The sequence below is a fragment of the Symmachiella macrocystis genome (assembly GCF_007860075.1).
Classification (GTDB): Bacteria; Planctomycetota; Planctomycetia; order Planctomycetales; family Planctomycetaceae; genus Symmachiella; species Symmachiella macrocystis.
In genome coordinates, this window is the sequence record NZ_SJPP01000005.1 from 66,647 (window position 1) to 92,684 (window position 26,038).

21 protein-coding genes and 1 pseudogene are annotated in these 26,038 nt (G+C 53.8%); 14 read left to right on the forward strand and 8 right to left on the reverse strand.

The window, feature by feature from the left end; genetic code table 11:
- Positions 1–95 precede the first annotated feature (95 nt).
- The 11 genes and pseudogenes from CA54_RS28685 to CA54_RS28735 all read left to right on the forward strand — a co-directional run bounded on the left by CA54_RS28685 (position 96) and on the right by CA54_RS28735 (position 10,850).
- The gene (locus CA54_RS28685) at positions 96–1,748 is read left to right on the forward strand and encodes an alpha-keto acid decarboxylase family protein (RefSeq protein WP_146374455.1); all 1,653 of its coding nucleotides are present in this window, start codon (positions 96–98) and stop codon (positions 1,746–1,748) included.
- 110 nt (positions 1,749–1,858) lie between these two features.
- Complete coding sequence (locus tag CA54_RS28690; protein ID WP_146374456.1) at positions 1,859–2,641, forward strand: SDR family NAD(P)-dependent oxidoreductase; 783 nt, start codon at positions 1,859–1,861, stop codon at positions 2,639–2,641.
- Between the two features lie 209 nt (positions 2,642–2,850).
- A complete protein-coding gene (locus tag CA54_RS28695) occupies positions 2,851–3,225 on the forward strand; it encodes a cupin domain-containing protein (RefSeq protein WP_146374457.1) in 375 nt (124 codons plus the stop codon).
- A gap of 89 nt (positions 3,226–3,314) precedes the next feature.
- Positions 3,315–3,689, forward strand: a complete 375-nt coding sequence (locus tag CA54_RS28700) for a cupin domain-containing protein (RefSeq protein WP_146374458.1) — start codon at positions 3,315–3,317, stop codon at positions 3,687–3,689.
- Positions 3,690–3,733: 44 nt separating this feature from the next.
- Complete coding sequence (locus tag CA54_RS28705) at positions 3,734–4,504, forward strand: fumarylacetoacetate hydrolase family protein (RefSeq protein ID WP_146374459.1); 771 nt, start codon at positions 3,734–3,736, stop codon at positions 4,502–4,504.
- Positions 4,505–4,538: 34 nt separating this feature from the next.
- Positions 4,539–5,876 carry an SMP-30/gluconolactonase/LRE family protein gene (locus tag CA54_RS28710; protein WP_146374460.1) on the forward strand — a complete coding sequence of 446 codons (1,338 nt, stop codon included), beginning with the start codon at positions 4,539–4,541 and terminating at the stop codon, positions 5,874–5,876.
- A gap of 85 nt (positions 5,877–5,961) precedes the next feature.
- On the forward strand, positions 5,962–7,419 hold the full coding sequence (locus CA54_RS28715; RefSeq protein WP_146374461.1) for an aconitase X: 1,458 nt from the start codon (positions 5,962–5,964) through the stop codon (positions 7,417–7,419).
- A 166-nt stretch (positions 7,420–7,585) separates the two neighbouring features.
- Complete coding sequence (locus CA54_RS28720) at positions 7,586–8,035, forward strand: aconitase X swivel domain-containing protein (RefSeq protein WP_146374462.1); 450 nt, start codon at positions 7,586–7,588, stop codon at positions 8,033–8,035.
- 278 nt (positions 8,036–8,313) lie between these two features.
- A complete protein-coding gene (locus tag CA54_RS28725; RefSeq protein ID WP_261343799.1) occupies positions 8,314–8,394 on the forward strand; it encodes a phosphomethylpyrimidine synthase ThiC in 81 nt (26 codons plus the stop codon).
- 97 nt (positions 8,395–8,491) lie between these two features.
- Positions 8,492–8,959, forward strand: a pseudogene (locus CA54_RS28730) (phosphomethylpyrimidine synthase ThiC); the annotation flags it as partial.
- 565 nt (positions 8,960–9,524) lie between these two features.
- On the forward strand, positions 9,525–10,850 hold the full coding sequence (locus CA54_RS28735) for a carbohydrate porin (RefSeq protein WP_146374464.1): 1,326 nt from the start codon (positions 9,525–9,527) through the stop codon (positions 10,848–10,850).
- Between the two features lie 262 nt (positions 10,851–11,112).
- Here CA54_RS28735 and CA54_RS28740 read toward each other — a convergent pair whose 3' ends face one another.
- Positions 11,113–11,391, reverse strand: a complete 279-nt coding sequence (locus tag CA54_RS28740; RefSeq protein WP_197532955.1) for an integrase core domain-containing protein — start codon at positions 11,389–11,391, stop codon at positions 11,113–11,115.
- A gap of 892 nt (positions 11,392–12,283) precedes the next feature.
- Positions 12,284–13,081 (reverse strand): hypothetical protein, encoded by a 798-nt coding sequence (locus CA54_RS28745; RefSeq protein WP_146374466.1) that lies wholly within the window; start codon positions 13,079–13,081, stop codon positions 12,284–12,286.
- A 531-nt stretch (positions 13,082–13,612) separates the two neighbouring features.
- Between CA54_RS28745 and CA54_RS28750 the strand changes: the two genes are divergently transcribed.
- Positions 13,613–14,029 (forward strand): PocR ligand-binding domain-containing protein, encoded by a 417-nt coding sequence (locus tag CA54_RS28750; RefSeq protein WP_146374467.1) that lies wholly within the window; start codon positions 13,613–13,615, stop codon positions 14,027–14,029.
- Positions 14,030–14,155: 126 nt separating this feature from the next.
- On the opposite strand, the gene CA54_RS28755 is transcribed toward CA54_RS28750, so the two are convergent.
- The 3 genes from CA54_RS28755 to CA54_RS28765 form a co-directional block, all read right to left on the reverse strand.
- On the reverse strand, positions 14,156–14,860 hold the full coding sequence (locus tag CA54_RS28755; RefSeq protein WP_197532956.1) for an integrase core domain-containing protein: 705 nt from the start codon (positions 14,858–14,860) through the stop codon (positions 14,156–14,158).
- A 60-nt stretch (positions 14,861–14,920) separates the two neighbouring features.
- The gene (locus CA54_RS28760) at positions 14,921–15,214 is read right to left on the reverse strand and encodes a hypothetical protein (RefSeq protein WP_146374469.1); all 294 of its coding nucleotides are present in this window, start codon (positions 15,212–15,214) and stop codon (positions 14,921–14,923) included.
- A gap of 251 nt (positions 15,215–15,465) precedes the next feature.
- Complete coding sequence (locus CA54_RS28765) at positions 15,466–18,096, reverse strand: serine/threonine-protein kinase (RefSeq protein ID WP_146374470.1); 2,631 nt, start codon at positions 18,094–18,096, stop codon at positions 15,466–15,468.
- Here CA54_RS28765 and CA54_RS28770 point away from each other — a divergent pair.
- Complete coding sequence (locus CA54_RS28770; protein WP_146374471.1) at positions 18,095–18,352, forward strand: hypothetical protein; 258 nt, start codon at positions 18,095–18,097, stop codon at positions 18,350–18,352. The two genes, CA54_RS28765 and CA54_RS28770, sit on opposite strands and share 2 nt — an antisense overlap.
- Positions 18,353–19,340: 988 nt before the next feature.
- Here CA54_RS28770 and CA54_RS28775 read toward each other — a convergent pair.
- Together CA54_RS28775 and CA54_RS28780 are read right to left on the reverse strand one after the other, a co-directional pair.
- Entirely contained in the window at positions 19,341–21,761 is a 2,421-nt protein-coding gene (locus CA54_RS28775; RefSeq protein ID WP_231963236.1) for an arylsulfatase, read from the reverse strand.
- 111 nt (positions 21,762–21,872) lie between these two features.
- On the reverse strand, positions 21,873–24,215 hold the full coding sequence (locus CA54_RS28780) for an arylsulfatase (protein ID WP_146374472.1): 2,343 nt from the start codon (positions 24,213–24,215) through the stop codon (positions 21,873–21,875).
- Between the two features lie 333 nt (positions 24,216–24,548).
- Between CA54_RS28780 and CA54_RS28785 the strand changes: the two genes are divergently transcribed.
- The gene (locus CA54_RS28785; protein ID WP_146374473.1) at positions 24,549–25,487 is read left to right on the forward strand and encodes a helix-turn-helix domain-containing protein; all 939 of its coding nucleotides are present in this window, start codon (positions 24,549–24,551) and stop codon (positions 25,485–25,487) included.
- 241 nt (positions 25,488–25,728) lie between these two features.
- Here the strand turns inward: CA54_RS28785 and CA54_RS28790 are convergent.
- Positions 25,729–26,038 (reverse strand): integrase core domain-containing protein (locus CA54_RS28790; RefSeq protein WP_146374474.1); only part of this gene is annotated, 310 nt, incomplete at its 5' end.

A 26,038-nucleotide genomic window follows, 5' to 3' on the forward strand; every position in this document is an offset into this window, starting at 1 on the left:
GAAACCCGCGAAAGCCCGGCGATTTCAGTGGTGCCTGCCCTTCCCAGGATTTGGTTGTGCATAATTACTAATTCAGTAAAAAGGACGACGATTCTATGTCTCAACCTACCGTAGTTGAATATGCCGTTAATCGGCTCTCCAAGCTAGGTATCACCGATTGTTTTGGTCTTCCAGGTGACTACGCATTCCCGATCAACGACGCGATTGCCTCGAACGAATCGATCGAGTGGCGTGGCTGCTCGAACGAACTGAATGCATCTTACGCCGCCGACGGCTATGCTCGCATTCGAGGCGTCTCGATGCTCAATACGACCTATGCGGTCGGCGAGCTGAGTGCGTTGTGCGGGGTGATGGGAGCCAAGGCGGAGCGGTCGACCATTTTTCATCTGGTCGGCATGTCCAGCATGCGACATCAGCAACTGCGAAAGCACGTACACCATACGTTTGGCGATGGTGTGTTTCAGAACTTCATTAATATCTCTGCCCAGTCGGCATGTGTGCATGCAATCCTGACACCGGACAATTGCGTCTATGAAATGGAACGAGTCATCGCCGCGGCGCTGGCCAACCGGCAGCCGGCGTATATCGTCGTAGCGGAGGATCTTGCCACCAGACCCATTACTGGTCCCGCGCTGGAACCCTTTCCCGAGCCAAAAAGTGATGCGGGCGAACTCAAAGCTGCCCTGGACGCCGCACTCAACAAAATCGAGGCTGCAAACACGGGTTGCATTTTGCCGGCCTTCACCGTGTCGCGTTTCGGACTTCAGGCCGAGGTGACGGCTCTGATTGAAGCCAGTGGTCTCCCCTTCGCTACCACTGCTATGGACAAAGCGGCGCTCTCCGAAGGGCATCCTAACTATATCGGCGGTTACGCTGGCAAGTTCTCGCCTCCCAACGTCTTCGAAGCGGTCGAAGGGTGCGATGTCGTGATCAATGCTGGTGGAGTCCTGTTCACCGACATCTCCACGGCGGCGTTTGCGGACAATATTGATCCCGCCAAGATGATCACGATCGGTATTGATTACACCCAAGTTGACGGCCGCATTTACAGCAATGTTCGCATGCGGGACATGTTCGTTCAGCTTGCCGCCAAGGTGAAGAAGTTCACCGATGTGAAGCTCCAACGGCCGGCACCAGCTGAGTTGGTCGGTGGGCCGGATGATCCGATCACACAGGAGTCGCTCGTCGGCCGTTATCAGCGATTTCTAAAGCCTAATGACATCCTCGTGGCCGAGACCGGCACCAGCGCTGTCGCGACCGGCGGTCTGCTTATGCCTGAAAACGCGGTCTACCACAACCAGACGTTGTGGGGCTCTATCGGCTGGGCGACAGGCACTGCTCTGGGGACGGCGGTTGCTGACCGGTCTCGTCGCACCGTCCTGATCACCGGTGAGGGTTCGCACCAACTGACCGCCAACGAGATCGGTAACTACGGACGCCACGGTGTCAAGCCAGTGATCTTCGTCCTCAACAACTCAGGCTATGGGGTCGAACGAGTGCTAGAGGAGTACCCAGACTGGGTCTACAACGACCTGGCGCCATGGGACTATCACACTCTGCCGGCAGCATTAGGCTGCAAAGATTGGTTCACGGCCAAGGTAAAGACCAACGCTGAGCTCGAAGCGGCGATGCAGAAGGCGGAGGCGGCAGACACGGCCTCTTACATCGAGATGGTTGGCCAAAAGCACGACTATCCGGCGGGACTCAAGCTTATGGGTAGTAGGCAGTACGAATTCTATGGCATTTAGGATAATTGGCGGGCTATGCGGGCCGAGGCCTTTTTGGGCCGGCAAGGCACTAAACAACCAAAGCGCTTCTTTTTTATCAGCAACTCAGTATTCAACGAAAGGCTATTAAAATGGCTGAAACCAGAAAACGTCGCGTCGCACTCATCACAGATACGGCGCAACACATCGGACCGTGGGTGGCCCGGGCGTTGGCCGAGCGTGGTCACGACCTCGTGATCAGTGATCCCAATGTCGTCATCGAAGGTGCCGAGACGTCCGCACCCAACCTGGTCGCCGAGCTCAAGGAAATGGGCGGGAAGGTCGAGGTGGTTGATATCCCGGACGTCAACGCGGCTGGCGCCGTGCAGAAGCTGGTCGACCGCGCGATAGATGTCTTCGGCGGGTACGATGCGGCGTTCATTCGCCCGGGCATCCACAGCGCCGGCCCCTGGGACAAGATCACCAAAGAGGAGATGATGGACAACGTCAATGGCAACCTGCTCTCGACGCAGTACGCGTTGCAGGCAGTCATTCCGCCCCTCGTTGCGCAGAAATCGGGAAACGTCCTCATTGAAGTCAGCGCCACCGGCGCGAAGAACTTCCCCGGTGTCCCCGCCTACGGCGCGACCCGTGCCGCTGCGAAGTACCTGATCAACGCCACCGCACTCGACATCGCGCCGCATCAGGTCTGCCTCAACGGCATGGGCACTATGTTCTGTGATTATCCCGGCTATCGGAACACCCTCGGCGTGAACAACCCCGAAGCACTGGCCGAGGCATGCAAGCCGATCCCCATGGGCCGCCTGGGCCAGCCCACTGAGATGGCGCACATGGCCGCCTCACTGCTCGATGGCGGGTGCAACTACTACACGGCGCAGTTCGTGAACCTGAGCGGGGGCTGGAACGGGGACTGAAGCGGGGCCGACCTGGAATTGTGGTGCCGCATATCGTTTGATGGGACAGCTTGTCCTGGCTTGCGCCAGGGCGAGCAGGTCCTGATCCATGAGGGCGACCTGTTTTCCAATACCTTGCCGACACCAATCGCAGATGACGCCCATTGGCTTCGTTCGCCCGACGCCAATTGTCGCCACGTGAATATGTCGCTATTCGGAGAGTAGCTACGATGCAATACGTCCGCATTTACACGGGTTCAGATGGAGAAACCCATTTCGAAGATCTGGAGGTTGAATTAGCTGAGGTGAATTTTGCGCCTCCGGCCCCTCCCGTCCAATTGTCGGCATTCACCGCTGCCAAGCAATGGATGTTTTTTGCGATACCTCCGGGCTGGGTGGGTGATTGGCATCCAACACCGAAGCGACAGACATTCTTCTATCTTGTCGGCGAGGTCGATATTGAGGTCGGCGATGGCACGGTTCGACGCTTCGTATCAGGCGACGTCGCCATCGTTGAAGATACGACGGGAAAAGGGCATCGCAGCCGAACAGTCGGGGACGAGACTGCACTTCAGGCTTGCGTGCAAATGGGTGACGATGAATAGCGTCGCCTGGACGATGGCGCCCATTGAACCGGTTCGCCCGAAGCAATCTATCGCCGCGTGAATATGTCTTTTTTTAGGGAGTAGCTTGGGTGCAATACGTCCGCATTTACACGGGTTCAGATGGAGAAACCCATTTCGAAGATCTGGAGATTGAATTAACCGAGGTGAATTTTGCCCCTCCGGCCCCTCCCGTCCAACTGTCAGGATTTAGCGCTGCCACGCAATGGGCGTTTTTATCGCTGCCTCCTGGTTGGGAGGGTGATTGGCACCGAGAGCCAGGGCGATCGGTTTTATTCTATCTTGCCGGCCAATCAGAAATTGAGGTAAGCGATGGCACTGTTCGACACTTCGGACCAGGTGACGTCACCATCGTTGAAGACACAACGGGCAAAGGGCATCGCAGCAAAACTGTCGGGGACGAGACCGCACTGAAGGCTCAAGTGCAAATGCCTGCCGACGAGTAGCGTCGCCTGGACACGGAAACGAGACATTGGAGACAAGGGCTGATATGAAATCCTGGTGCCGCATTCTTGTTGATGGATCACCTCATCTTGGTTTGCGTCAGGACGAGCACATCCTGATCCACGAAGGAGACCTATTCGCCAATCCCGTGCCCACGGGTCGAGAAGTGGACGTGGCAGAAGCCGAATGGCTCGCGCCCGTTGAACCACGGCAGTTCCTTGGTCTTTGGAACAACTTGCATGAGGCCATGGTGCACGGCGGCAACCAGCTTCCGTTGTCGCCGCTTTACTTTACGAAACTGCCAGATTGTCTGAACCGATACCAGGGCGACATCCCGGCTCCGAAAGGGTTCGGAGACAAGGTCCTATTCGAAGCCGAATTGGGTGTGGTCATCGGTCGCGAGTGTTTCCAACCTTCGCGAGATGCAATCGATGATTACATCTTTGGCTACACGTGCGTGAACGACGTGACAGCTGCAGAACCATTATTCGAGAATAAGGAATTCCCCCAGTGGACACGGGCCAAGAGCTATCCCGGATTCGGCCCAATTGGCCCGTGCATCGTGCGGGGGATCGAACCGGACGAATTACAGGTTCAGGCCTTTCTGGATGGTGAGAAAAAACAGGACTACCCGGTCAGTGACATGATCTTCTCACCGCGCGATGCCGTCTGGCAGATCGCGCGTGAGCTGACGCTCTATCCGGGTGATGTGATCGCATGCGGTACCTCGGTGGGGACCTGTTTCATGAAGCCAGGCCAGCAGATCGAAATCCGTATTTCAGGGTTGGGGAGTTTAGTTAATTGCTTTGCGGGATGATTGGCCCGTCCACATAAAACACAGGAGAATCAGAATGTTAAGAATGAGACGAGACAGTTTGTCGCTATTCAGTCTCGCTGGATTGATGGTCGTAACTGCCATCGGGTTGGGATGCTCTCAGCAACCAGTCGCTGTCAACGGTGCGAACGTTGACGCCACCGCGAACTCGGACACTAGCAAGAATGCGGCAGATGCCGAGCAGATTCCGCCAAAATTCATCGTTGGCCCAATTCCCCAGTCCATTCTCGACGTCAAGACCGATGGCGATTTCATTTACGATACTGTAAAGACGATCACTCCGGAAATTGATGGGTACGACGACGTCCTGCTGGAGGAAGATCTCGGACTTGCCTATGTCACCGGGCGGGATGGATGGCTCTGGAAAGTCGATCTGAAAAAAGAAAAGGCGGAACACTTCGTCGATGTCCCCGTTATGGCTGCCGGCATCCATCGGATCCACGGAGAAAAGACCAAGGTCGCTCTTTCGTGCTCGCGCAGTGATCGGGGAAACTACCCGGACGGGGGTGATTATCCAAAGAGCGAGAAGGTTGGATTGTACACTCTAGACCTCGCCACCAAGGAACTGACCCCGCTGGTGACCCGCGTGCCGAACTCGGCGGACGTGTCGAAACCGACCGTCTTTGCTACGGCGAAACAGGAACGCGTCCGCGTGGATTCGCTCGACGACTCAAATAGCCGATTGCTCTCGATCTGCAACGACGTCGCCGTCAGCGCGGACGGCAAGCGGATGTACTTCACCGAGTCGTACGTGGCCGACGGCGCGACAATGGGTGGCGCCGCCTGCCTTCCCCCAGTGGTCACGCTGAGTACGACCGGACGCCTCTGGATGTATGATGCGGAGGATCAGACGGTGGGGCTCGTCGCAAACGGCTACACATTCACCGACGGCATCCTGATGGACGGCGATAGCAGCGGGATCGAAGAGACTGTCCTGCTGACCGACAACGCGCGCTATCAAATCCACCGCGTCCACCTCGCCGGCCCAAAGGCGGGTGAGAGTGAGGTGATCTGGAAAGATCTGCCGGGGCTGGTCGACGGGATGCGCCGCGATTCGAAGGGTCGGATCTGGGTTACGATCATTACCAACCATGGTCCGCAGCTTCCTTGGGTCCATGCCAATCCAGAGGTCAAGTCCTTTCTGATGCAGCATCTGCCGTTGCTCAGCATGCCTCCGATCACGAGTCTCTTACTGCTCAGCCCAGATGCTTCGACTCCTCTATGGTATACGGAGCACTTCCAGACCCGCGTCAACGCCATCGCCGCGATTACTCCCGGAAAGTCGGGCCTGTACGTGGCAAACTACAGCGACAAGACACCGGGACTTCACCGGATCGACAATCCGGTGGACTGACCGTCACCGAATCTTCCGTAGTGCAACGTGAAGCATTCCACGTGCGATATCATTATTAAGAATCAAATAAGAGGAGAAATAGAAAATGAGCGGAACATCTACTAAACGGAAAACCGACCTTCTCGATTATGCTGGGAAGATTGGTCATTCCGATATGGGCGCCACAGATGCGGACGGGAACCACAAATTGGGATTTAGTGACCGCAGCAGCAAGCCGAAGAAGGGTGATCCGCTGGCGCCCTACCAGATGCCGCTCACCCAGGAGGAGCAGGACATCATGGACGGCAAGCAGGGCGAGGAGCTGGCCAAGGTGATGAAGATCGTTGTCGCCCATGGCAATGCCTTCAACGCTGAGAAACTCGTCGATCTCGGCGGCGCGCCGCATAGCTCGCTGTTCACCGGGCAAGACTACCTCATGCCGATCATTGATATGTTCCAGAAATGTGCGGACGCGGGCCTCAAGGCTTACGCCCCTTACACCGTCAATCCGCGGTGCTACGACGTCTACAACGTCAACAACAACGCAAAGGACCTGAAGGTCATCTACGAGCTTTACGCAGTGCAGCGAGAGCTCGACTGGGTGCACGTGCAACTCGGTGCTCCGGATCTGAACCTTCGCAGCTGTGCCTGCTACGTAGACGAGGTGGGCAATAGGCCGCCCCCGGGAACCTACGTCGCGTGGGCCGAATCGTCCGCGGTAAACTATGGCAATTCTGCCCTCGGACTGCGGACCAACCGCAACGCCTCCGGCATGGAATTGCTCTGTGCCCTGCTCGGCAAGGCGCCGCTGTTCGGACTGATGACCGACGAGGGCCGCATGTCCACCTGGCTTGTCGATGTGAAGACCACCAAAGAGCCGGATTGGGGCGTGCTCGGCACAGCCATCGGCCTCAAGGTGGTCGACGCCAACCCCTTCATCACGGGCATTGACAAATACTTGGGCACCGAAGTCAGCAACGACAACATGCACCTGTTGAAAAAGATGGGAAGCGCTACCGCATCCAGCGGCGCGGTTGGTCTCTATCACGTGGAGAACATCACGCCCGACGCCAAGGAGAAGGGACGCAATCTCTTGAAGGAAGGGTACCAGACCTACGTCTTCGACGACAAGGAGCAGGCCCGGGTCCTGGCCACTTACCCGACCGACTTCCCCGATCGTCCGAAAGATCCAACGGTCGCGATCATTGGTTGTCCTCACAACACCTACAAGGAAATCCTCGATTGGGGAACGTGGGTGACTGAGGCGATCGAGAAGAAAGGCTTGGAAAAGCCCGCCATCCCGACCAGGCTGCTCTGCGCGAATGTCGTGCGGGACCGCCTCGTCAAGGAGCACCCGGAGTTGGTCGGGAAGATGACCGCCGCCGATATGAGGTTCAGTAATATGTGCTCCCTGAGTTACGTGGGCATGAAAGATTTCTCTGAAGATATGTTCGCTGTTACGAACTCGGCCAAGACACGAAACTACTATGGCTTCGCACAGTACCTGAAGGACGAACCACTCATTGAGACCATCGTGTCGGGCAAAATCCCGGAGGGAGCGTAGTTGAAATCACTCTCCCTCTGGGAGAGTCGGGCTCTCAGGCCCGGAGAAGGCGACAAGACCCTCCCCGGCAGCTACCGCGTCCGACACTCCCACAAGTGGGAGGGTGAATAAGAAATCACAACAACAAACATTATCAAACAAAAGTAATTCGACTCGGAGAATTTTAATGGCGAAAAAAACATTCAAAGGACGTCCTCTGATTCCTGGCAATCTCGAGGGAAAGGCGCTGGCTTCCAAACACCCGTTCAACGTGAGCGCCAGCTACATGGAAAACCTTTTCGGTGGCAATACAAAGACCGCTCCCTGCACGGATGTGGTTAACAAGGAGTGGGCCGGTAAAAACCTGGCCGGCCAGATCCTCTGTTTTCCAACGGGTGTAGGCTCCACGATGGGTGGGGCCTCGTTGATGGGAGTTGGCTCCATGGGTCTAGGCCCCAAGGCGATGTTGTACGCTCAGCACGTCGATTCCGTCTCGGTTGCCGGACTGATCATCGATAATGTCTGGAATGAACACAATGTGATCACGATCGACCAACTCGGGGACGAGTTCCTCAACACGGTCAAATCCGGTGATCCGATTTCCATTCATGAGGACGGCACTGTTGAGGTCGGATGAGAAACATACCCCAAATTGCACAGGCTTCGTCTTGAGTCGGGTTGTGGATCTGCAACATTGGGAGTTATTACGAGCTTGTAGACGATTTCGTTTGATTCAGTCGGACAGGAACCAGGAATGAGTGTGGATCACGTAGCAAAAGTTAAAGTATTTCTGCCTTCAATCCATGCAACCAACCCCAGCAGCGCTAAGGCCGGAACGACTCCAGATAGTTTCTCGGCCGCCCCGCAACTCGCGGTTGGACGTCTTGGCGCATTGACCTATTCTTCCTTGACCAAATTGAATTCAATATGAAGCTGCAGCGTCGGCTCTGTCACGGTGCGCCATTTTATGTACTTGGACCACTGGTCACCGATTAAATGCTTTCAGCAGGTTGTGCGTGAGGCAGACGATCATCCACTCACTTTGCATCTTCTCAAGACTTCGTAACTGGAAGTGACGGAAATCACGACACGCTTTGATGTTCTCGGGCCGCTCGTGACCGACATCGCGCCCGGCTACGACCACATCACCAGGGCGATTGGTGCTGTAATGGCCGGCTGGCAAGGAACGGTGATGCTCTGTTACTTGACGCCGAAGGAACATCTTGAACTACCGAACGCTGAAAGCGTGAAACAAGGTACGATCGCCTACAAGATCTCGGCACATGCCTCGAATGTCGCTCGAGGACGCCAGGGTACTCAGAACCGTAACCATGCGTTATCGAAAGCTCACTTTGAATTCGAATGGAACGAGCAGTTCTGGCTGTCGATTGATCCTGAAACAGCTCAGCGGTTTCACGACGAAACGTTACCGCTGGACACCTTCAAGAGCACTCACTTTTGCAGCATGTGCGGACCCAAGTACTGCTCGATGAAAATCACCGAGGACATCCGCAAGATCGCCCAGAAGAAGAAGCTGGTGGAGCTGCCCACGCCGGACTAGCTAGCTTTGCTATCGCACAATTATTTTGGTCACTAGTGCAGGACCATCAGCAATCTGGCATTGAAATTCGTCGACACAGGCCACAATTCCAGCTAAAAATGCCAAATCAACGGCAGGCACACAAACTTGTGCCTTGTAGCATCCAAAAGTTAGGCGGAAGGGCGCGTTAAAGTCGCCCTAATCCTAACATTCGCTCTTCTAAACTAACTCTTTGCACGGATCGTTCCGCGCTAAATTCAGCAGCTGTACTTTTTTTACCGATAATAATGATTGAAGTGCGCACACGCACGACAAGCCTTCGTGAGTTTTCGCCAAATGGAGTTGCCCGGTGAAGCGACTTGTCCTTAGCGCACTCTTATTGAGCATCCTCATGCCGGCGACTTGATTCGGCGAGGATGATATGTCGGAACAGTGCATTGGACTATCAGCTCCCCCCATCGCCTACGCGTCCAGCTGTATTCTTCCGGGCTTCGCGACGCCCCTCTGAACCCACCCGAACGATTGAACCCGGATTCTCTCACTTACACTGGTACTAATACCGAGGGAAGGCCATAAGGAGGATGCAATGCACAAGTCGGTGCGGTATTTACTGGGATTGATTGTCACGTGTTGCATTTGGTTGAACACAGCGTCGAGTTTCGCGCAGCAGTCGTTAGCACCTGCGTGTGATGCTGCACAGGGAAACTACTTCTGCAGTAATGCCACCAATCCCTGCGCTGATTGGCTGACGTCCCCAAACATGCTGGGTGACCTGGGGGGCGCCCGGTCCGGTTTGGCTGAGAGCGGCATTCTGTACAACGCCTCGTTGACGAACTTCTATCAGGGTGTTGCCAGCGGCGGGAATCAGCAGACCTTCGACAACGGCGGCAAGGTCGATCAGTTCGTGATCTTCGAAGGAGGCAAGCTCGGCCTCGATGAGGGCTTCACAGCTATCATGCACGCCGAAACACGATATGGTGAGGACGTGATCCTGGACGCGGCACCATTGGTACCTGTGAATACGAATCTGCTTTATCCGTCACTGAATAACGAGACTGCGATTACCGGCCTGTTGTTTCAACAGGCGTTAAGCGAGGAATGGGCGGTCGCGTTCGGTAAGTTTAATGCGGTCGACTTGTGGAATATGGTCTACCCGCAAACCGGTCGAGGTGTAACGGGGTTTATGAATGCTTCGATGATCCTCCCCATGTCGTTCACTAAGACGTTTCCGCTTTCGACGCTGGGAGGCGGAGTCATGCGGATGAAAGACAAACAAATCCAGGGCGCACTGCTCGTCTACGACTCGAACAACTCGACAACGACCAGTGGCTTTGACAGGCTTTTCGACAACGGAGCGATCGTTCTCGGTTTATGGCGGTTTTTCACCGAATTCAACGAACTGCCTGGCTCCCACCTGTTCGGAGGGACGTGGGCCAGCGGTAATTATTCTTCCTTGGACCGGCTCGATTGGGCGTTCATTCCCGGTCAGGGAATTGTCGCTGGCCCACAAAGCGGTTCATGGTTCTTGATGTATGTGGCCGAGCAAAAGATTTGGATTGATCCATGCAACCTCAATCGCAATGTGGGTCTGCTGAGCCAATGGGGATTGGCTGACGAAAACACCAACCCCTACCGCTGGACTGGCAACGTGGCCTTGCAAGCTCAAGGCCTGATCCGCGGCCGCGATAAAGATACGATGGGCGTCGGTTATTTCTACAGCGGCCTCAGCGGACAATTCAAGACGCTACAACGGCAGTTCGATGTCAACGACCTGCAAGGGGGTGAACTTTACTATAACGCAACAATAACGCCATGGTTCCATCTGACCGCCGACCTGCAGATCGTGGAGCCTTCGGTGCGGTTCAACGACACGGCAGTCGTGTTTGGCCTGCGGGCGCAACTGCTGCTGTAGGCCAATGCGCGCAGTTACGGACCATAAACTCGGTTCAATACGACGAGAATTATTTCGTCGCGAACTGAGTGGGGTATTCCGCGCGGTCCAAAAATAGTGACGGACGGAAGTCAAACGCTAAAAGAAGGTTCGCGTGAAATTCTCAGGGCAGAACTGCCGTGAAGGGAATGTCTGCAAGCAGCAGTTGCGATTTCAAATTGATGGTTATTCAAGAAGGAAACGCAAAGTGAGCGCAGCCGCTAAGACATGTGCATTTATGAATTCACACAGCACGTTCGTACCATTGAACTAAACCGCCCAGTCGTTCGCGGCGGATGAGATCATCGAGTGAAATTGTGTTGTTCTCTGGTGGTGGATCAGCGTTTGAAGGCGGCAGATGCCCACAGGCTGCGTGTGCTCGCTGATCATTGTAGTAACGGACATATTTGCGAACGGGGCAATTGAGATACCGCTTGCCAAACACCAGGATATTATGCAAATATTCCTGCTTGATGCTTTGGATGACTCGTTCGCAGTGGGAATTCAAGTTGGGGATTTGCACCGGCAGGACCTTGACCTTTGGTCATCACATGCGTATCAGGCGTCGGCGTCATGCGCTAGCTATCGGTCCAGGGCATCAACGATGTCATTTACAGTGCGCGTCGTAGCGAGAGTAAATGACTCGTACTCCGCATGAGCGTTGCAGAATTCGACCAATTTTTCCCAACACTCGCGCCAGTCTGCTCTCTGTGAAATTCGAGGCGTTGGTCAAACATGGGGATAAGTTTTTCATGAAAGCCGGAGGCAGAAATAATCTCATCCCGCCGCCTGACGATCAGAATCGGTTCGGCATTGCACAGGACCAACGCTACCGAGAGCAGATTGTTGTCCAACTTCTTGTCGCTCCGGACACAGTCCAAACACAGCTCCCCGATCAGCCAATCGATGGTCGGCGGCGACTGGGCCAAAGTGTCGGCACGTTCCAGCGTTCGGAACAGAGCCGATTCCCTGCCATGATTCTCAACGGTTTCAATAACAAGCGGCATCACCGATGGAACATCGCTGTAGGCGTCCACGAAGTAGCTGATCGCCTTGACGCGGATTTCGGGGTTGGGGTGCAGAATTACCTGTTTGATTTACTGCTCGTTCAGCCTCACGCTTGTGGTCTTTCCTTGCGAATCAGTCGAAGTTGGTTTTTCTCAATTGCTTGGTGGAAAGTGTACTGAGCGTTACTGTCGCGTCGCAACGCTACGACGGCAAAAGTAAACCCACAAACATCCTGAAGCCATGAATTGACAATGACTTACATCACCCGGCACAACTGCGAATCGAGTGTCGCAACTCGCTCCGATCGCGACAACGCAGCCGCCGGTTGAGGCCGTGATGCGAACTAGTCGTTGTAAAACCAAGGCACAATTAGTTGGACACCACTCCCGAGCACCGACACATCTCCGTCACACATCTCCGTCCTCTAATCCAGGCGGTCCTTCCAGTACCGCATCGAGACTTTCCGAGAGAGCAACGATGATATCCCAATCGCCGGTAATGATGTCTTGAGAATGCGCCAGGTTGTCCCTCAGCTTCCCCAACATCTTAGCCGCATCATCCAATTGCCGCCTCGATTGAAATTTGGTCAAGTTACGCAATTCCTTACTGCGGGCGATGATTTGTGCTTTATCGGTCAATTGCAGGCAATCCAATAAGGAGAGATCCTGGTTGCGTCGGATGCGTTCCACAAGAAGTTCCTCAGTCTTCTGGATCCGTCCTTCTGAAAGAAACGGCTTCCATTTTTCGTCAGGATAGTACTGTTCGATCAATCGGCTGAACCGCATCTCTATCAGCGTCACCATTCCGAAGAGCCACATCCGAACGGGAGGCTTTTGAAGGTCGGTGCGACTGACGATGCCGCCGACGCGTCCGAGTATTGAAACAAAAAGACGACGTTTGTCTTTAAGTTGCAATACGAGATCGGCCAGCGCTGTTGAGTCCAGTACAACCTGCGCTTCGTCGAAAGGCTGAATATGGTTTGCGCATACGCCAGTACCGAGGTCAGCCAGCTCCACATAACCTTCTACACGCCCTTCTTTGCGAATGCCCACAATCTCGAATCTCTTAGCTTTCATGAACGCTTGGACTTTTTCTGACGATGTGGAATCGTCAAAGGAGATAAGCGGCTCGGCGATGTCATGAACGACAAAACCCTGCTGGAAAACTCTGCGGAGACTGTGCAGGGTGGAGGAATTGAGTGTCATGGATTTCTGTATCTCTTTCAGGCTCTAGCCGTATCCGTAGCTCTCGTCGGTGACGGCTGCGTTGTCGTGAGATGAGGCCGCGTAATCGAGACAGTATACACGAACCCACATTCGGATTGCCTTCTCGCGGCTCTCAATTTGGCACGCTACGCCCGTTCCAGAGAGAGTTAAAGAACTTGGGGTTCTCCCCCAGCATGAAAAGCCCAACAAATATTGCCGCGCCGTGCAGATAATGACGGAGCGAAAACGGCCCGCAAACCACGGCAGTCCTGCGACATCGGTAGTGAATGTCCCGGCTCAGAAATGCGGCTCTAAAATGTCCATTTTTGCAACAAGGTCGGAGATGCCTTCAGAAACGCGCGTCGCGTTCCTAGCAACAAGTTACTGACCTGATGGCCGCAACGGTCGGACGAGAACTGTCGAGGCGTTTCGCCAGTCCCTGTTCGTACGCGTAGCGCATGGCCAGTTCCAGATCTTTAGGATTGGCCATATTTTCTTACCTCCAGAAGTTGTCCCCCTTTGCTTCTGGGTATGCTGGCGGCGGGCGAGGCGTTCTCAATCTATGCCTGCAAGAACGGACTCTATGATTGCGCATCGCCCATCGTGCTTGAGGGCAAGCATGTCGCCAATGTCTTCGTCGGCCAGATTCTTCTCATGCCACTTCTGATGAAGCACGTGCTTCAACCGCCCAAGCCGTTATCAGATTACAGATCAGACTTACTCGACGAGTTCGAGGAAGTCGTGCTTCGCTGCCTGGAAAAGGATCCGGCGAAACGGCCGCTTACCGCCTTTGATCTCGAACAAAGCCTAGCGTCCATCTCCCTCGACGAACCGTGGGACAATCGCCGCGCAGCTGTTTGGTGGAAAGACTCGCAGCCGAAAAATACTGACGCTCGCTTCAAAAACAATGATGAACGGAAGTTGAACGACGAAACGAGGTTCCACTGAAAATTGATTGGCAGAACTGTCAGTGGAAATCATGGTATCCAGCCACAGTTGCTATTGCAAATTGGGGATTTGTTACGGTAAGTGCGCAAGGCGAGCGCAGCCGCGTAGACGTGGGCGATGATGAAATCACGCAGCTGGTTCGCACCATTGAATCAATCCCCCCAGTCGTTCGCGGCGAACAATATCATCGAGAACGATGGTGTTGTTCTCCGGTGGCGGATCAGTGCATGAGGGCGATAAATGTCCACAGGCAGAGTGGGCTCGATCATCGTTGTAGTGGCGGACGTATTCACGGACAAGGTAGTTCAGATGCTGCTCGCCGAAGACCAAGAAATTGTCCAGGCATTCCTGCTTGATACTCTGAATGACCCGCTCGCAGCGAGAATTAAAGTTCGGGCTTTGTACCGGCAGGACTTTGATCTTTACACCTTCGGCTTTTAGTACATCGTCGGATTGTGCTGTGGATTTCGTGTCGCGATCGCGAATCAGGCAGGCTGGCTTTTCGTCGCGACCGGCCGTTTGCATGAGAAAGTTGCGGGCCTGCTGTGTTACCCATGCGGAATCGGGGTGCGCCGTGGAGTTGCTGACGAAGATATCGCGGGTCTCGACATTGATGAAGACCAACAGGAAATAGTTCACAAGCCCTCTTGGCGTGATGACATGTTTTGTGAAAAAGTCACAGGCCCAGAGGGTCTTGGCGTGGATCTTGATGAACTGCTCCCAAGAACCTTGAGACCGGTTGGGCGAGGTGTCGATCCCCTCCTCTTTGAGGATGTTGCGGACCGTTTGTCGGCAGATGCGGTTGATGCCGAGCCGCCGCAACTCGCCCAAGATGCGCGTGTAGCCGACGCCGGTTTCACGGGCGATCTTGCGGACCAGTTCGCGGAGTACTTATCGTTTTCGGGGTCGCCCCGGTTTGGCCGGCTTGTAGCCGCGTCGCTCTTTCCGGACCCAGCGATGGAATGTGATTGGCGTGACGATGCTGATCAACCGGTCGATGTCCTTGCCGAGCGGTTTGCCGAATTTGAGCAATCGGGCACGTTCCTCCGGTTTCGTGTGACTTTTGCCAGGGACGCGGGCGCGCAGAATTGCCAGCTCTTCCTTCAGATATAGGGCGTGCTTGGCCAGTCGGTGTTCAGAGGCGTTGGCAATGAGCAGCAACAGCGGGTGAAACAGCCGGGACATCCTGTGCCTGCCTGTGATTTCGCATTGCCCACCTTGCCCCTCTGATGCTTAACGTATGCTCGACCGATGCTTTAGGTCGCGGCGTCGGTCAAATATCTATTTACACGCAGAGGGTTTGGAAGGCAGAGGGTTTGGAAGGCAGAGGGTTTGGAAGGCAGAGGGTTTGGAAGGCAGAGGGTTTGGAAGGCAGAGGGTTTGGAAGGCAGAGGGTACGCCCAGTTCGTCGGTCATTCCGGTCATTCTTGAGGCGACTACGCAGACTCATCGGCCAGCCGTTTTTGGCAATGCTCGATCCGCGATTTAAAGAAACGAATTTGATTATGAACCTGCGGCAGTGAAATCTCAATTGACTCGAGAAATGATTTTCCATCCCCATACAGAGTTATGGCTTTGTCGAATTCTTTGCGTGTCTCATAAAGCGTGCCGAGCTCTCGATAATTTTTCAGCGTCAGTTTGAACAGTTCAGAGTCTGCAAGATCCAGAACGGCTTGTTTGCGGCGAATCGCAATTCTTGCCTGCATGGACTGGATTAGATCGTCTTGGCGATTCTGTTTTTTGTAGAGCTGGCAAAGATTGTCGTATGAATACGCTGCGCTCTTTTGAATTTTCGTATCGAGCGAATCAATCTCAATGGCGCAGTTGATGAAAAACAACGATTCTTGGAAGGCCTTTTCCGCAGCCGGAAGGTTCCCTTGATCATAATAAAGATTCCCCAAGTACTCACGGTTGATCGACAAATGAAACGGGAACTCCTTGAAGCGTGGATATTTTTTCATCAGCTGTTGATATGTCTCACCAGCCTGTTGCAAATATGTTGAGCTCTCGTCGAATTTCTTCCGTACGTAATAATCTTGTCCCAAACTATCGAGTCCTACCACGAAGAGGGAGTTGATTTCTCGGTCATCAGGATGCTTCTTGACCAACTTTTCTGCTCTCTTCAGTCCGTCGGAATGTGCGTCGACTGCTTTGTTCGCTACGTTGCGGGTTTTCCAAAAGTCGCCCCATTCATACAAAATATGTATGACGCCCGTGGTATAGCGAGATTCTTGCGGGTGCGCAGTGGCTAACTCCTCGCGCAGCTCGGCACAGCGTTCAAGATAGGGCTCGGCTTCAATTAATCTTCCGGTGTCAACCAAGTCGGAAGCGACGCGTTGCAGTGCGATTGAATACATCCAGAGCGACTCAGGGTCACGGCCCCCATCTACGTCCACGATCTGTCGAAACTGGTTAACCGACTGTTGGAAAAGCTCGAAGGATCGGGCGGAAGCATTCTCGCCACGTTCGTCGCCGAGACGCGAGTAGATGTCGCCCAGATTGAGCAGAGCTCCAGCACGGTTCGAAGTCACTTCCGTTGCGTTTTCGAATCCTTGCGATACCGAATCGAGGTTCTCGATTGCTTTCGTCAGAATGCTGCGACGTTGTTCTCCTGCTTCTGGAACTTCGCGGAGTTGCGCGTTGATGTCAAAAATAATCGAGGTGATTGTATCGAGGGCTAGTTGGGTTTGTTGGGTGGCAACCTGCTTGTTCTTGATCGCGGATTCAGCGCGTCTTTCGGCCAGTATCGCAAAAAATGAAGAGATGCCGATTCCCAAAAACAATGACGTCACGACCGCTATCAAGAGACCCGCGACGACAGGATTGTTGCGACACCACCGCCACGCGCGAGCCGTTTGGCTGATCGGTCTTGCCAGAATCGGCTGGCCAGACAGGAAGCGTTTGAATTCCGCGGCCAATTCCTCGGCCGATTCGTATCGGTGGCTTGACTCTTTTTCCAGACACTTCAAACAGATCGTTTCAACATCCCGGTTGATGGACGGGTCTAGCGTCCGTGGTGGAATTGGTTCTTGCTCTAAAACCTGACTTAACGTAACGGCCACAGATGCTGCTTGAAACGGAGGCCGTCCCGTCAGCAGGTGATAGAGGACCGCGCCCAGTGAATAAACATCGGCAGCCGGTCCCACGGACGCCATGTTACCGACCGCTTGCTCGGGAGGCATGTAACTGGGGGTCCCCAGGATTTGACCAGTTGCAGTCAATCCGCTGTCTTCTTCTACCCGCTTCGCCAATCCGAAATCGGTGACTTTAGGTACGCCGGTTTGATTCAACAAAATATTCGCAGGTTTTAGATCGCGATGGATGATTCCTTGGGAGTGGGCATAGGCGACCGCTTCAGTAACCGTACACATTAAAACGGCAGCTTCTTCTGAGGTGAATACACCACGCCTGATACGGATGGCCAGACTTTCACCTTCGATAAATCCCATCGAATAAAAATGTTGCCCCTCGTGCTCGCCGACCTCAAAAATCGGCACGATATGGGGGTGGGTTAACAGGGCGGCGGCACGAGCTTCAGTATAAAACCGCGCGATCTCTTCCGGTGCGGCCATTTCGCCCGCAAGAATCATTTTCAGGGCGACGATCCTATCCAATCCCTGTTCGCGAGCTTGAAAGACGACGCCCATTCCACCGCGCGCGATCTCTTTGAGCAGTACATAATTATTAAAGACCTTAGGTCCGGTATTCACAGTATTGCTGGCGTCGGCTGCAGCTATTGAAAGCGTCGATTTGGCAGCTATGCCGTTGGGATCGGTGGCGACCGTATCCAGATGACGGTCAAAGGCCTCCTTGACGATTTCGGCATAATCCGAAAACCGTTCCAGATAAGACTCTGGCTGAGGAACGTCACTAAACTTTGATCGGTACTCGAATTCCAACTCCAGTAGCCTGAGCAAGACCAAATGCGTATCCTCGGGCCCCACCTGACTCAAAAAGTCTTCGATACGACGATTCTCACCTCTTCGCAAACTCTCCTCAAATTCCCGGCAGAATTGTTCGATGCGTTGTGCTCTGGTCAAGTCTATGTTCTCGTTTGGTTCCGCCATGATCACAATTCCCGATGATATTGCTAACGATAAATCTCAAGAGCAGCGAATGCGATGTGATCGTTTGCGTGGTGCAAAGCTGGCAGCGGAAACGAAAGTGACGCACGGTTTCCCTCAAGTGACCTTCGAAAGTTGTGCGTTAAAAGGAGTTTCGTCTCAACAAGTTCTAGAAGAATTGTCCGCGAAAATCATGGTAGCGAGCCAAATTTGTGATTTCAATTTGGCAGGTATTCAAATCAAGCGTGCACGGCAATAATCTGCTGCACGGTGTGCCGGTTCTGCTTCATGATTGAGAATCCTTTCCAGGCTTCAGCTAACTGGAATTCTTTCGCATCAAATGGCGCAACTCAAGTGGGGAAGTTCACTCGGAGCCAGATTAGTGCAGTAACCACCTCCGGACGGTAATTCCTACCCCAATCCCATCTATAAAACGTCGCACGGGCTGTTAACCCATTGCGAAATAGTTCGAAGAGGGTTGGTTACGTTTCGAGCCACCGTGACGGACTCGAGCTTTCATAAACCCTTGCTTCAACTGGGCTTAAAAAACAGGTCCAAAGAGCATGGTGACGAAGAGGGTTTGGCACGGGGAGGGGGAACATCCAGCGCTGTTTGGGAGGCATAGTCGTCGATTACGAAACGCGCAATTCTGCCGGTGGTTGACGGTCGCGGCCACAACGGTCGATCCGTGTCGCGCACGGCCTCCGTCCCATGTCTTTCGCTGGGGCTCGACCGGATCTTACCACGGCCAGGGGGTGATGCAGGGCCCCTGCGACGTGAAAGGGTATGATCGGGTTTCTGGAGTTGGCTCGACGAGTAACCGTTCACGCCCCGATATTGGCCTATCCTCAATCGGCGGAATTAGCGACACGTCGCGGTATGACGCAGCATAAGGATGAACCGTCATTTTCTACTGAACTGATAGCCGGGCTGGACCCCGATGCGCGACGCCCCATTGGCGCCCTTGTCGAGTATCATGAGCATGGATATCGCTCGACAGGACATTCAGTATTCCAAGTTCGGCACTTTCAACTTAGCGGCCACCGCGCCATCTTGACCGGACAGCTCAGCGCCGATTCCGCTACAAATTGCTAAAACTCAAAAAACGATATGCCCTGTATCGCTCGATTAATTGGTTTTATAGCGTGTACAAAATCGGTAACATGTAATTTCGCTCTTGGGTGTTTACAGTGAAATTCGGTGAGTGGATGCCAGGCAATCCTGCACATTGGGTCAACCGTCGTTGCTCATTCTTGACTGGTCGTCAACTCAAACTTCACATGGTCGATTTTTCCGGTGAACGCGAAACTGCCTTTCGATTTGTACCCTGGGTCAACTGGTGTCATTGAGTCACGACCGACCTCGAATGGCTCTAGGCTGTGACGGAAGAGTGTCCGCTTCAGTTTCCCTTCGCCAGCAGGTTCGTCATTAACGAACAGTTTGAGCGTGCCGCCGCCTTCCTTCGAACCATCCGGACTGAACTCAGTCCTTAGTGTTACATTGCCGACAGGAATCTCGACTGTGCCCGCAACGCTCGTGTTTCCAATGCCCAGACACTGGTAGCGGAATTGTAGTTTCTTGTCTTGAATGTAAAGCGACCAGCCCGCCAACGAAGCACCCGCACAAGTAATCACACCGTGCGCGCCACCTTCTGGAATCTCAACATTTGCCGTGATCGCGTGCGGACGAGGGAACAGCTGTGGGCCAATGGGTTCGGGTAGCCAAACGGTGTTTCCAAAATAGGTCCAAGATGTGGGTGGCTTGCCGGACATGCGTAACTGAGGATTCATTCGTTCTGCGAATCGCGGATCAAGCGGCAATACGTCGTATTTCACCGCCTCTTTCAGGAATAGAGCTTTGAGTTCCTCGAGTTTGCCAGAATTCTTAAAGGCAAGGTCGTTTGACTGGCTGTAGTCCTGGTCAATGTTATAGAGTTCCCAGGTAGCATTCTCGAGTTCATCGAGTGATCGGTTGCCGGTTTCCCACGGGATTCCACAGCGAGCGCTGGCAAACCAGCCGTCGTTATAGATTCCTCGGCTCCCCAAGATTTCAAAATACTGGGTTGTTCGTCGGCCGGGCGCATTCGCATTATCGAACGAATAAGCCATCGACACGCCAGCGATTGGCTTTTGCTCGATTCCATTGACCTGTTTGGGCGCCGGTATATTGCATGATTCAAGGATGGTCGGAGCAACGTCGATTACGTGGTGAAACTGTTGCCGGATTTCGCCGTTCCCTTTGACTCTCGCAGGCCAGTGGACAAGAAGAGGGTTGCGAGTTCCGCCGAAATGGCTTGGGACAGCTTTCGTCCACTGGAAAGGAGAACACATTGCCCAAGCCCAGCCAACGGGCACATGCGGATGACTATTCGGCCCGCCAATCTCGTCTATCCGGCTGAGGATGCTTTCCAGCCCCAGATTGATGCCTATCATGCTGGCGAGATCGATGAAGGTACCTTCCAGATTGCCCTCGGAGCTTGCTCCATTGTCGCCAACAATGTAGAGCACGAGGGTGTTATCAAGCTCGCCAGATTCGTCGATGCTGTTGATCAGCCGGCCGACGTGATGATCGGTGTGGGCCATGAAGGCGGCGTAGTTTTCCATCAGGCGCGCGTACGCAACCTTTTCATCTGCTGATCGACTTTCCCAGGAAGGGATCTCTTTGGGGCGGGGTGTGAGGCCGGTGCCTTTGGGGATAATTCCCATTTCAAGCTGATTGCGATGGGTTCTCTCTCGCTGGTCATCCCAACCGTAATCGAACTTGCCTTTAAACTTTTCAATCCATTCTTTCGGAGCGTGATGCGGTGCGTGCACGGCGCCAGTGCTGAAGTAGCAGAACCAGGGCTTGTCTCGCTCAGCAGCTCGAACATTGCGAATCCAACTGATGGCTTCGTCGGCGATGTCCTCGGTGAAGTGATAACCCTCTTCAGGTGACTTCGGCTGGGGAACGGGACTCGTACCACGATACAGCGTGGGGTAGTACTGGTCTGTTTCGCCTTGATTGAATCCGTAGAAGTAATCGAACCCCAATCCGGTGGGCCACCGATTGAAAGGGCCCGCTGGGCTAATTTCTCGTTCGGGAGTGTTATGCCACTTACCAAACATTGACGTCGCATAACCGTTATCACGCAGGACTTGCGAGACGAGTGCCGTGCTGCGAGGGATAATACCGGTGTACCCGGGAAACCCGGTGCTCATTTCAATTACGGCACCAGTACCTGCGCTGTGATGATTACGTCCGGTCAACAGCGCAGCACGCGTCTGCGAACACTGAGCTGTTGTGTGGAAGCGGTTGTAGATCAGGCTATTCTTAGAAAGCCTGTCTAGATTTGGCGTCGGTACGGGGCCGCCAAAGGTGCTGCACATGCCGAATCCGACATCGTCAAGCAAGACGATCAGTACATTGGGAGCACCTTCAGGTGCCTTGATGGGCTGGGGGTAATCTGCAGTCGAGTCTTCGAAGGTTTGACGAACGACTCCTTTGAACGGTGGATCCGCCAACGGAATGCCAGATTCACGATCATGATTCAGTGCAGTTGCATCTTGGGCATGTGCCTGAATGTTCGGTCCCGACAAAGCAACCAAAGCCAGCACGACGTACATGAGTATACGGCTACCCGATTTGCCATTGAGAACTGCACCAGAGCAGACCTGAGTTGATACAGGCATAGTTGAATCCCTCTGTTTTATTCTAATAAGACAATGAGCCAGCGAATTGTTGAACAATGCAGCTGCGAGACTCTCTGCCCAGGTGCACGATGCTGTTCTCATTCGGCGGTATTAATCAATTGTCACGGTGACCTTCCTTAAATTCCCGCTAAAGCGAAATGGACATTCATATTCACCAGAAGGTGTGCCAGTGTCCTCGCCAGCATCCAGCGTTTCGTCAGCTGAGAATCCAAGCGGAACCGTCTGTGGGATCTTCCCTTGAGCAACGAGCTTGTCGTTGACAAATAGTTTCGCTGACCCGCCCTTTCCAATTCCGCCACCGTCGTAGTCGAATTCGTAGCGGACGTTGACTTTGCCACTGGGTAGGGCTTCATCCGCCGAGATAGTGGTGTGCTTTGATCCGAAGTAGTTGTACGTAAACTGTGGGCGACCGTCCTTGACGTACAGCGACAGCCCGCCGAAGTATCCGCCGGCAGCCAGCAATACGCCTTGGACTTTTCCTTTCTTGGGGATATCGAGCTCAGCGGAAATTTCATAGGACTTATTGAAGGTCGTGCGAATCATATCTTCAGGCATTCGCACCGCGCCTGATCGCAATGTGAAACTGGTCCGATCACCTACGATAGTTGGCCTGCCGCTCTCAAGGACGCGAGCGAAACCGCGATCATCAAGTGGAAAAACGTCGTACTTGTCCGCTTGCTCAAGGAACAACTTCTTGAGCTCGGCAAGCTTTTCTGGGTACTTTGCTGCCAAATCCTCTGCCTGACTGAAGTCCTCTTCGACGTGATACAGCTCCCATCTGTCGTCGGCAAAGTCTGGCACCTCTGATGCCTGCCACGAGTATTTGTTGTGGTAAGTGCAAGCCACCCAACCGTCGTCGTAAACGCCACGTACACCCACCACTTCAAAGTACTGCCGAGATCGCGTCGATGGCGCATCGCTGTCTTCAAACGTGTAAGTCATGTCCACACCATGGACAGGCATTTGATCAATGCCATTAACCGAGCTAGGAGCAGGAATCCCGGCGGATTCGTAGATCGTTGGAGCGATGTCGATCAAGTGATGAAACTGATTTCGCAGTCCGCCCTTATCCTTGATACGGTCCGGCCAAGTGATGATGACGGGATTACGAGTTCCACCAAAGTGGCTTGCAAATTGTTTCACGAACTGAAACGGAGTGCACATCGCCCATGCATGGCCAGTCGCGTAGTCACTGTTGGCCGTGGGGCCGCCACACTCGTAGAGCTTTTTCAACACGACACCCTTATCCTCTCGTAATCCGTTCAAATTGACCATGGCGTTGAACACGCCGTAGCGGCCACCAGGACCGGCCGCACCGTTGTCTCCCACGATGTAGATGAACATCGTGTTATCCCACTCACCGAGTTCCTTGATGCCACCGGCGAGTCGACCGACTTCGTAATCGGTGTGGTCCAGGAATCCTGCGTAAACCTCCATCAATCGACTGGCAACCTTTTGCTCATCGTCCGAAAGTGAATCCCAGGCAGGAATCGATGCATCCCGCGCCGTGAGCTTCGTATCCGCAGGAATCACCCTCAACTTTTTCTGCCGCGCAAAGGTTTCCTCGCGCAGCTTATCCCAGCCCTGGTTGAACTTACCCTGGTACTTCTGGATGTACTCCTTCGGTGCATGGTGCGGTGAGTGTGTGGCTCCTGGTGCGAAATAGACGAAGAACGGTTTATCCGGGTTCGTGACCTTCTGACGCATCATCCACTGGAGGCTCTGGTCGACGATGTCCGTGGTGAGATGGTAGTCCTCTACGTGCTCAGGTCGCTCAATGGGTGTGGTCCCGTGAAACAACGCGGGGAAGAACTGGTTCGCTTCACCTGCCATGAATCCATAGAATTCGTCGAAGCCAAGTGACGTCGGCCAGCGATCGAACGGGCCGGCCGGACTGACTTCCCAGACTGGCGTGTTGTGCCATTTCCCGTAGCAAGCGGTGCTGTACCCGTTCCCCTGAAGCACTTGAGCGATCGTCGCAGCCGACTTTGGAATAACCGAGTTATAGCTTGGGAATGCGGTGGCAAACTCGGCCACCATGCCGGTTCCGACCGAGTGATGGTTCCGGCCGGTAAGCAGGGCAGCCCGGGATGGCGAGCAAAGTGCCGTCGTATGGAATCGGTTGTAACGCAGGCCCTCCGTAGCTAATGCGTCCATCGCCGGGGTCTCGATTGGACCACCGAAAGTACCAGCTGCTCCGAAGCCAACATCGTCAAGAAGCACGAGCACCACGTTGGGAGCATTTTCGGGAGCTCTCGGCGTCACGAGTCTGGGGGGGGCAGATACGTCCGCTGTTTGACCGACTTTACCGCCAACTGCTTTCACATCGATTGGCAGATGGGCGCGATCGATATCTGCCTCTTGGGCGCTAAGGGTACCTAACCAGCAAGCGAACAAGCCGAAAGATAAAAACCTGACCAAGCTCAAATACATAGTGCGGGTCTCCGGTTTGCAAAATCAAGTGCGTCTGAATTCATTGGCCCGGAATGCTCTGTACTTGAATAGCAGCGATAATGCTAATGGCGCTGCTATCATTATGAGAGTTTCACGGACAATTTGACTTTAAGAGTACCCGAGCAACTCGGATCTCGATACGTAGATTCCGCAAGGCAATCACGTCGCGCTCGAAATCACACAAATTCAACTTGACTTTGCGGGTACCCGAGCAACTAGAATCTCGATACGTAGATTCTGCAAATCAGCCTCATCACATTCGAATTCACACAAATTTAACTGAAAATCAACAGCTAGTAGAGAGACGCATCGATGAACTCGGCAAAGTTCTTCACCGATTTCGAACCCTACTACGAAACCATTGCCCACGTCGATTTGCGGATGCGTGTACTGGGCATGGACGAGCCTCGGTATTCGATTCTGCAAACCACGGTCGGTCAGCTTGGTGTTCAGTGGGCCAAGGAGGGCTCCGGGCAGCTTTCGGAAGGCGCAACTGATCGCTCTGCGTTTGGTTTGTACATGCAGCTAAACAGTCTTCCTAGACTTCTTAATGGAATGATCCTCGATCCGAATGCGATCGTTGTGTTACCACCTGGAGCGGAGTTTTGTTTCTCGTGCGACCATGCAAATAGCTGGCTTGCGCTCAGAGTTCCAACTGAGTTACTTACCGACTCCGGGGCTGCTTCTCACGACACGTTGATTAACTCGGTGAGTGTAGTTCGCTCCTGCCATGACCTTTCACAGAAGCTTCGCACTACAGTGCTGGGCTATTTGCGCGCAATCAATCGCACACAATCACTCTCCAATTCTACGCTTGTCTCATCATTATTTGGCAATGAAATACTCACCATCGCACGCAAAGTGTGCCATCAGTCGGCCGGAATTCAGTTGCACTCCGAGAATAAATTTTCGGCCCTTTCACAACGATACGCAGACATCGCGAAAACAGCCGCCGAAATAATCGAAAACTCGTTGGATGGTTCAGTTTCCGTTGCCGCCATCTCAAAATCGCTCAGTGTTTCCGAACGAACACTGCTGACGGCGTTTCGATCCAGATTTGAAATGCCACCGCGTCGCTTCATTCAGTCAATGCGGCTGAATCGAGCTCGAACAATCCTTCGCCAGTCCACCCATCCAGAAACTTTCATCCAGGATGTTGCGGCCGAGTGTGGTTTTTGGGACGTTGGGCGTTTTGCCTCGAGATACAGTGAGCTCTTTGGCGAGTTGCCGTCACAGACACTCCGTCGCTGACATGCTCGCTTTATAATCTGATAAACCGGCTGGCCGAGCGACGCCAGGTGCAGAATAGCGCGCGGTCCAAAAACATTGATGGACGGAAGTTGAACACCAAAAGGAGGTTCGCGAGAAAAACACGCGGAGGAACTGTTGTCGGAAGTGATCGTAACCAGCAGCCAAAATGATTTTATTCCGTCTCGTTTTCCGGACAAGGGCGCAGGGAGATCGCGGGTCGCATAAAATGGTCTGCCAAAAGTCACGCAGCTCGTTCGTACCATTGAATAAGGCCGCCGAGTCGTTCGCGGCGAACGATCTGATCGAGTACGATCGTATTGTTCTCGGGGGGTGGATCATCGCATGTTGGAGGCAGATGTCCACAGGCGGAATGGGCACGATCATCGTTGTAGTAGCGGACGTATTCACGGACGCGGTAGTTCAGATGCTGCTCGCCAAACATCAGGAAATTGTCCAAGCATTCCTGCTTGATGCTCTGGATGACCCGTTCGCAGCGCGAGTTGAGGTTCGGGCTCTGGACCGGCAGGACCTTGACCTTCAGTCCTTCGGCT

Coding starts and splice junctions, on each gene's coding strand:
- CA54_RS28685 (WP_146374455.1), top strand. CDS start 96: ATGTCTCAACCTACCGTAGTTGAATATGCCGTTAATCGGCTCTCCAAG.
- CA54_RS28690 (WP_146374456.1), top strand. CDS start 1,859: ATGGCTGAAACCAGAAAACGTCGCGTCGCACTCATCACAGATACGGCG.
- CA54_RS28695 (WP_146374457.1), top strand. CDS start 2,851: ATGCAATACGTCCGCATTTACACGGGTTCAGATGGAGAAACCCATTTC.
- CA54_RS28705 (WP_146374459.1), top strand. CDS start 3,734: ATGAAATCCTGGTGCCGCATTCTTGTTGATGGATCACCTCATCTTGGT.
- CA54_RS28710 (WP_146374460.1), top strand. CDS start 4,539: ATGTTAAGAATGAGACGAGACAGTTTGTCGCTATTCAGTCTCGCTGGA.
- CA54_RS28715 (WP_146374461.1), top strand. CDS start 5,962: ATGAGCGGAACATCTACTAAACGGAAAACCGACCTTCTCGATTATGCT.
- CA54_RS28720 (WP_146374462.1), top strand. CDS start 7,586: ATGGCGAAAAAAACATTCAAAGGACGTCCTCTGATTCCTGGCAATCTC.
- CA54_RS28735 (WP_146374464.1), top strand. CDS start 9,525: ATGCACAAGTCGGTGCGGTATTTACTGGGATTGATTGTCACGTGTTGC.
- CA54_RS28745 (WP_146374466.1), bottom strand. CDS start 13,081: ATGACACTCAATTCCTCCACCCTGCACAGTCTCCGCAGAGTTTTCCAG.
- CA54_RS28750 (WP_146374467.1), top strand. CDS start 13,613: ATGCTGGCGGCGGGCGAGGCGTTCTCAATCTATGCCTGCAAGAACGGA.
- CA54_RS28760 (WP_146374469.1), bottom strand. CDS start 15,214: ATGTCCCGGCTGTTTCACCCGCTGTTGCTGCTCATTGCCAACGCCTCT.
- CA54_RS28770 (WP_146374471.1), top strand. CDS start 18,095: ATGATCACAATTCCCGATGATATTGCTAACGATAAATCTCAAGAGCAG.
- CA54_RS28765 (WP_146374470.1), bottom strand. CDS start 18,096: ATGGCGGAACCAAACGAGAACATAGACTTGACCAGAGCACAACGCATC.
- CA54_RS28775 (WP_231963236.1), bottom strand. CDS start 21,761: ATGCCTGTATCAACTCAGGTCTGCTCTGGTGCAGTTCTCAATGGCAAA.
- CA54_RS28780 (WP_146374472.1), bottom strand. CDS start 24,215: ATGTATTTGAGCTTGGTCAGGTTTTTATCTTTCGGCTTGTTCGCTTGC.
- CA54_RS28785 (WP_146374473.1), top strand. CDS start 24,549: ATGAACTCGGCAAAGTTCTTCACCGATTTCGAACCCTACTACGAAACC.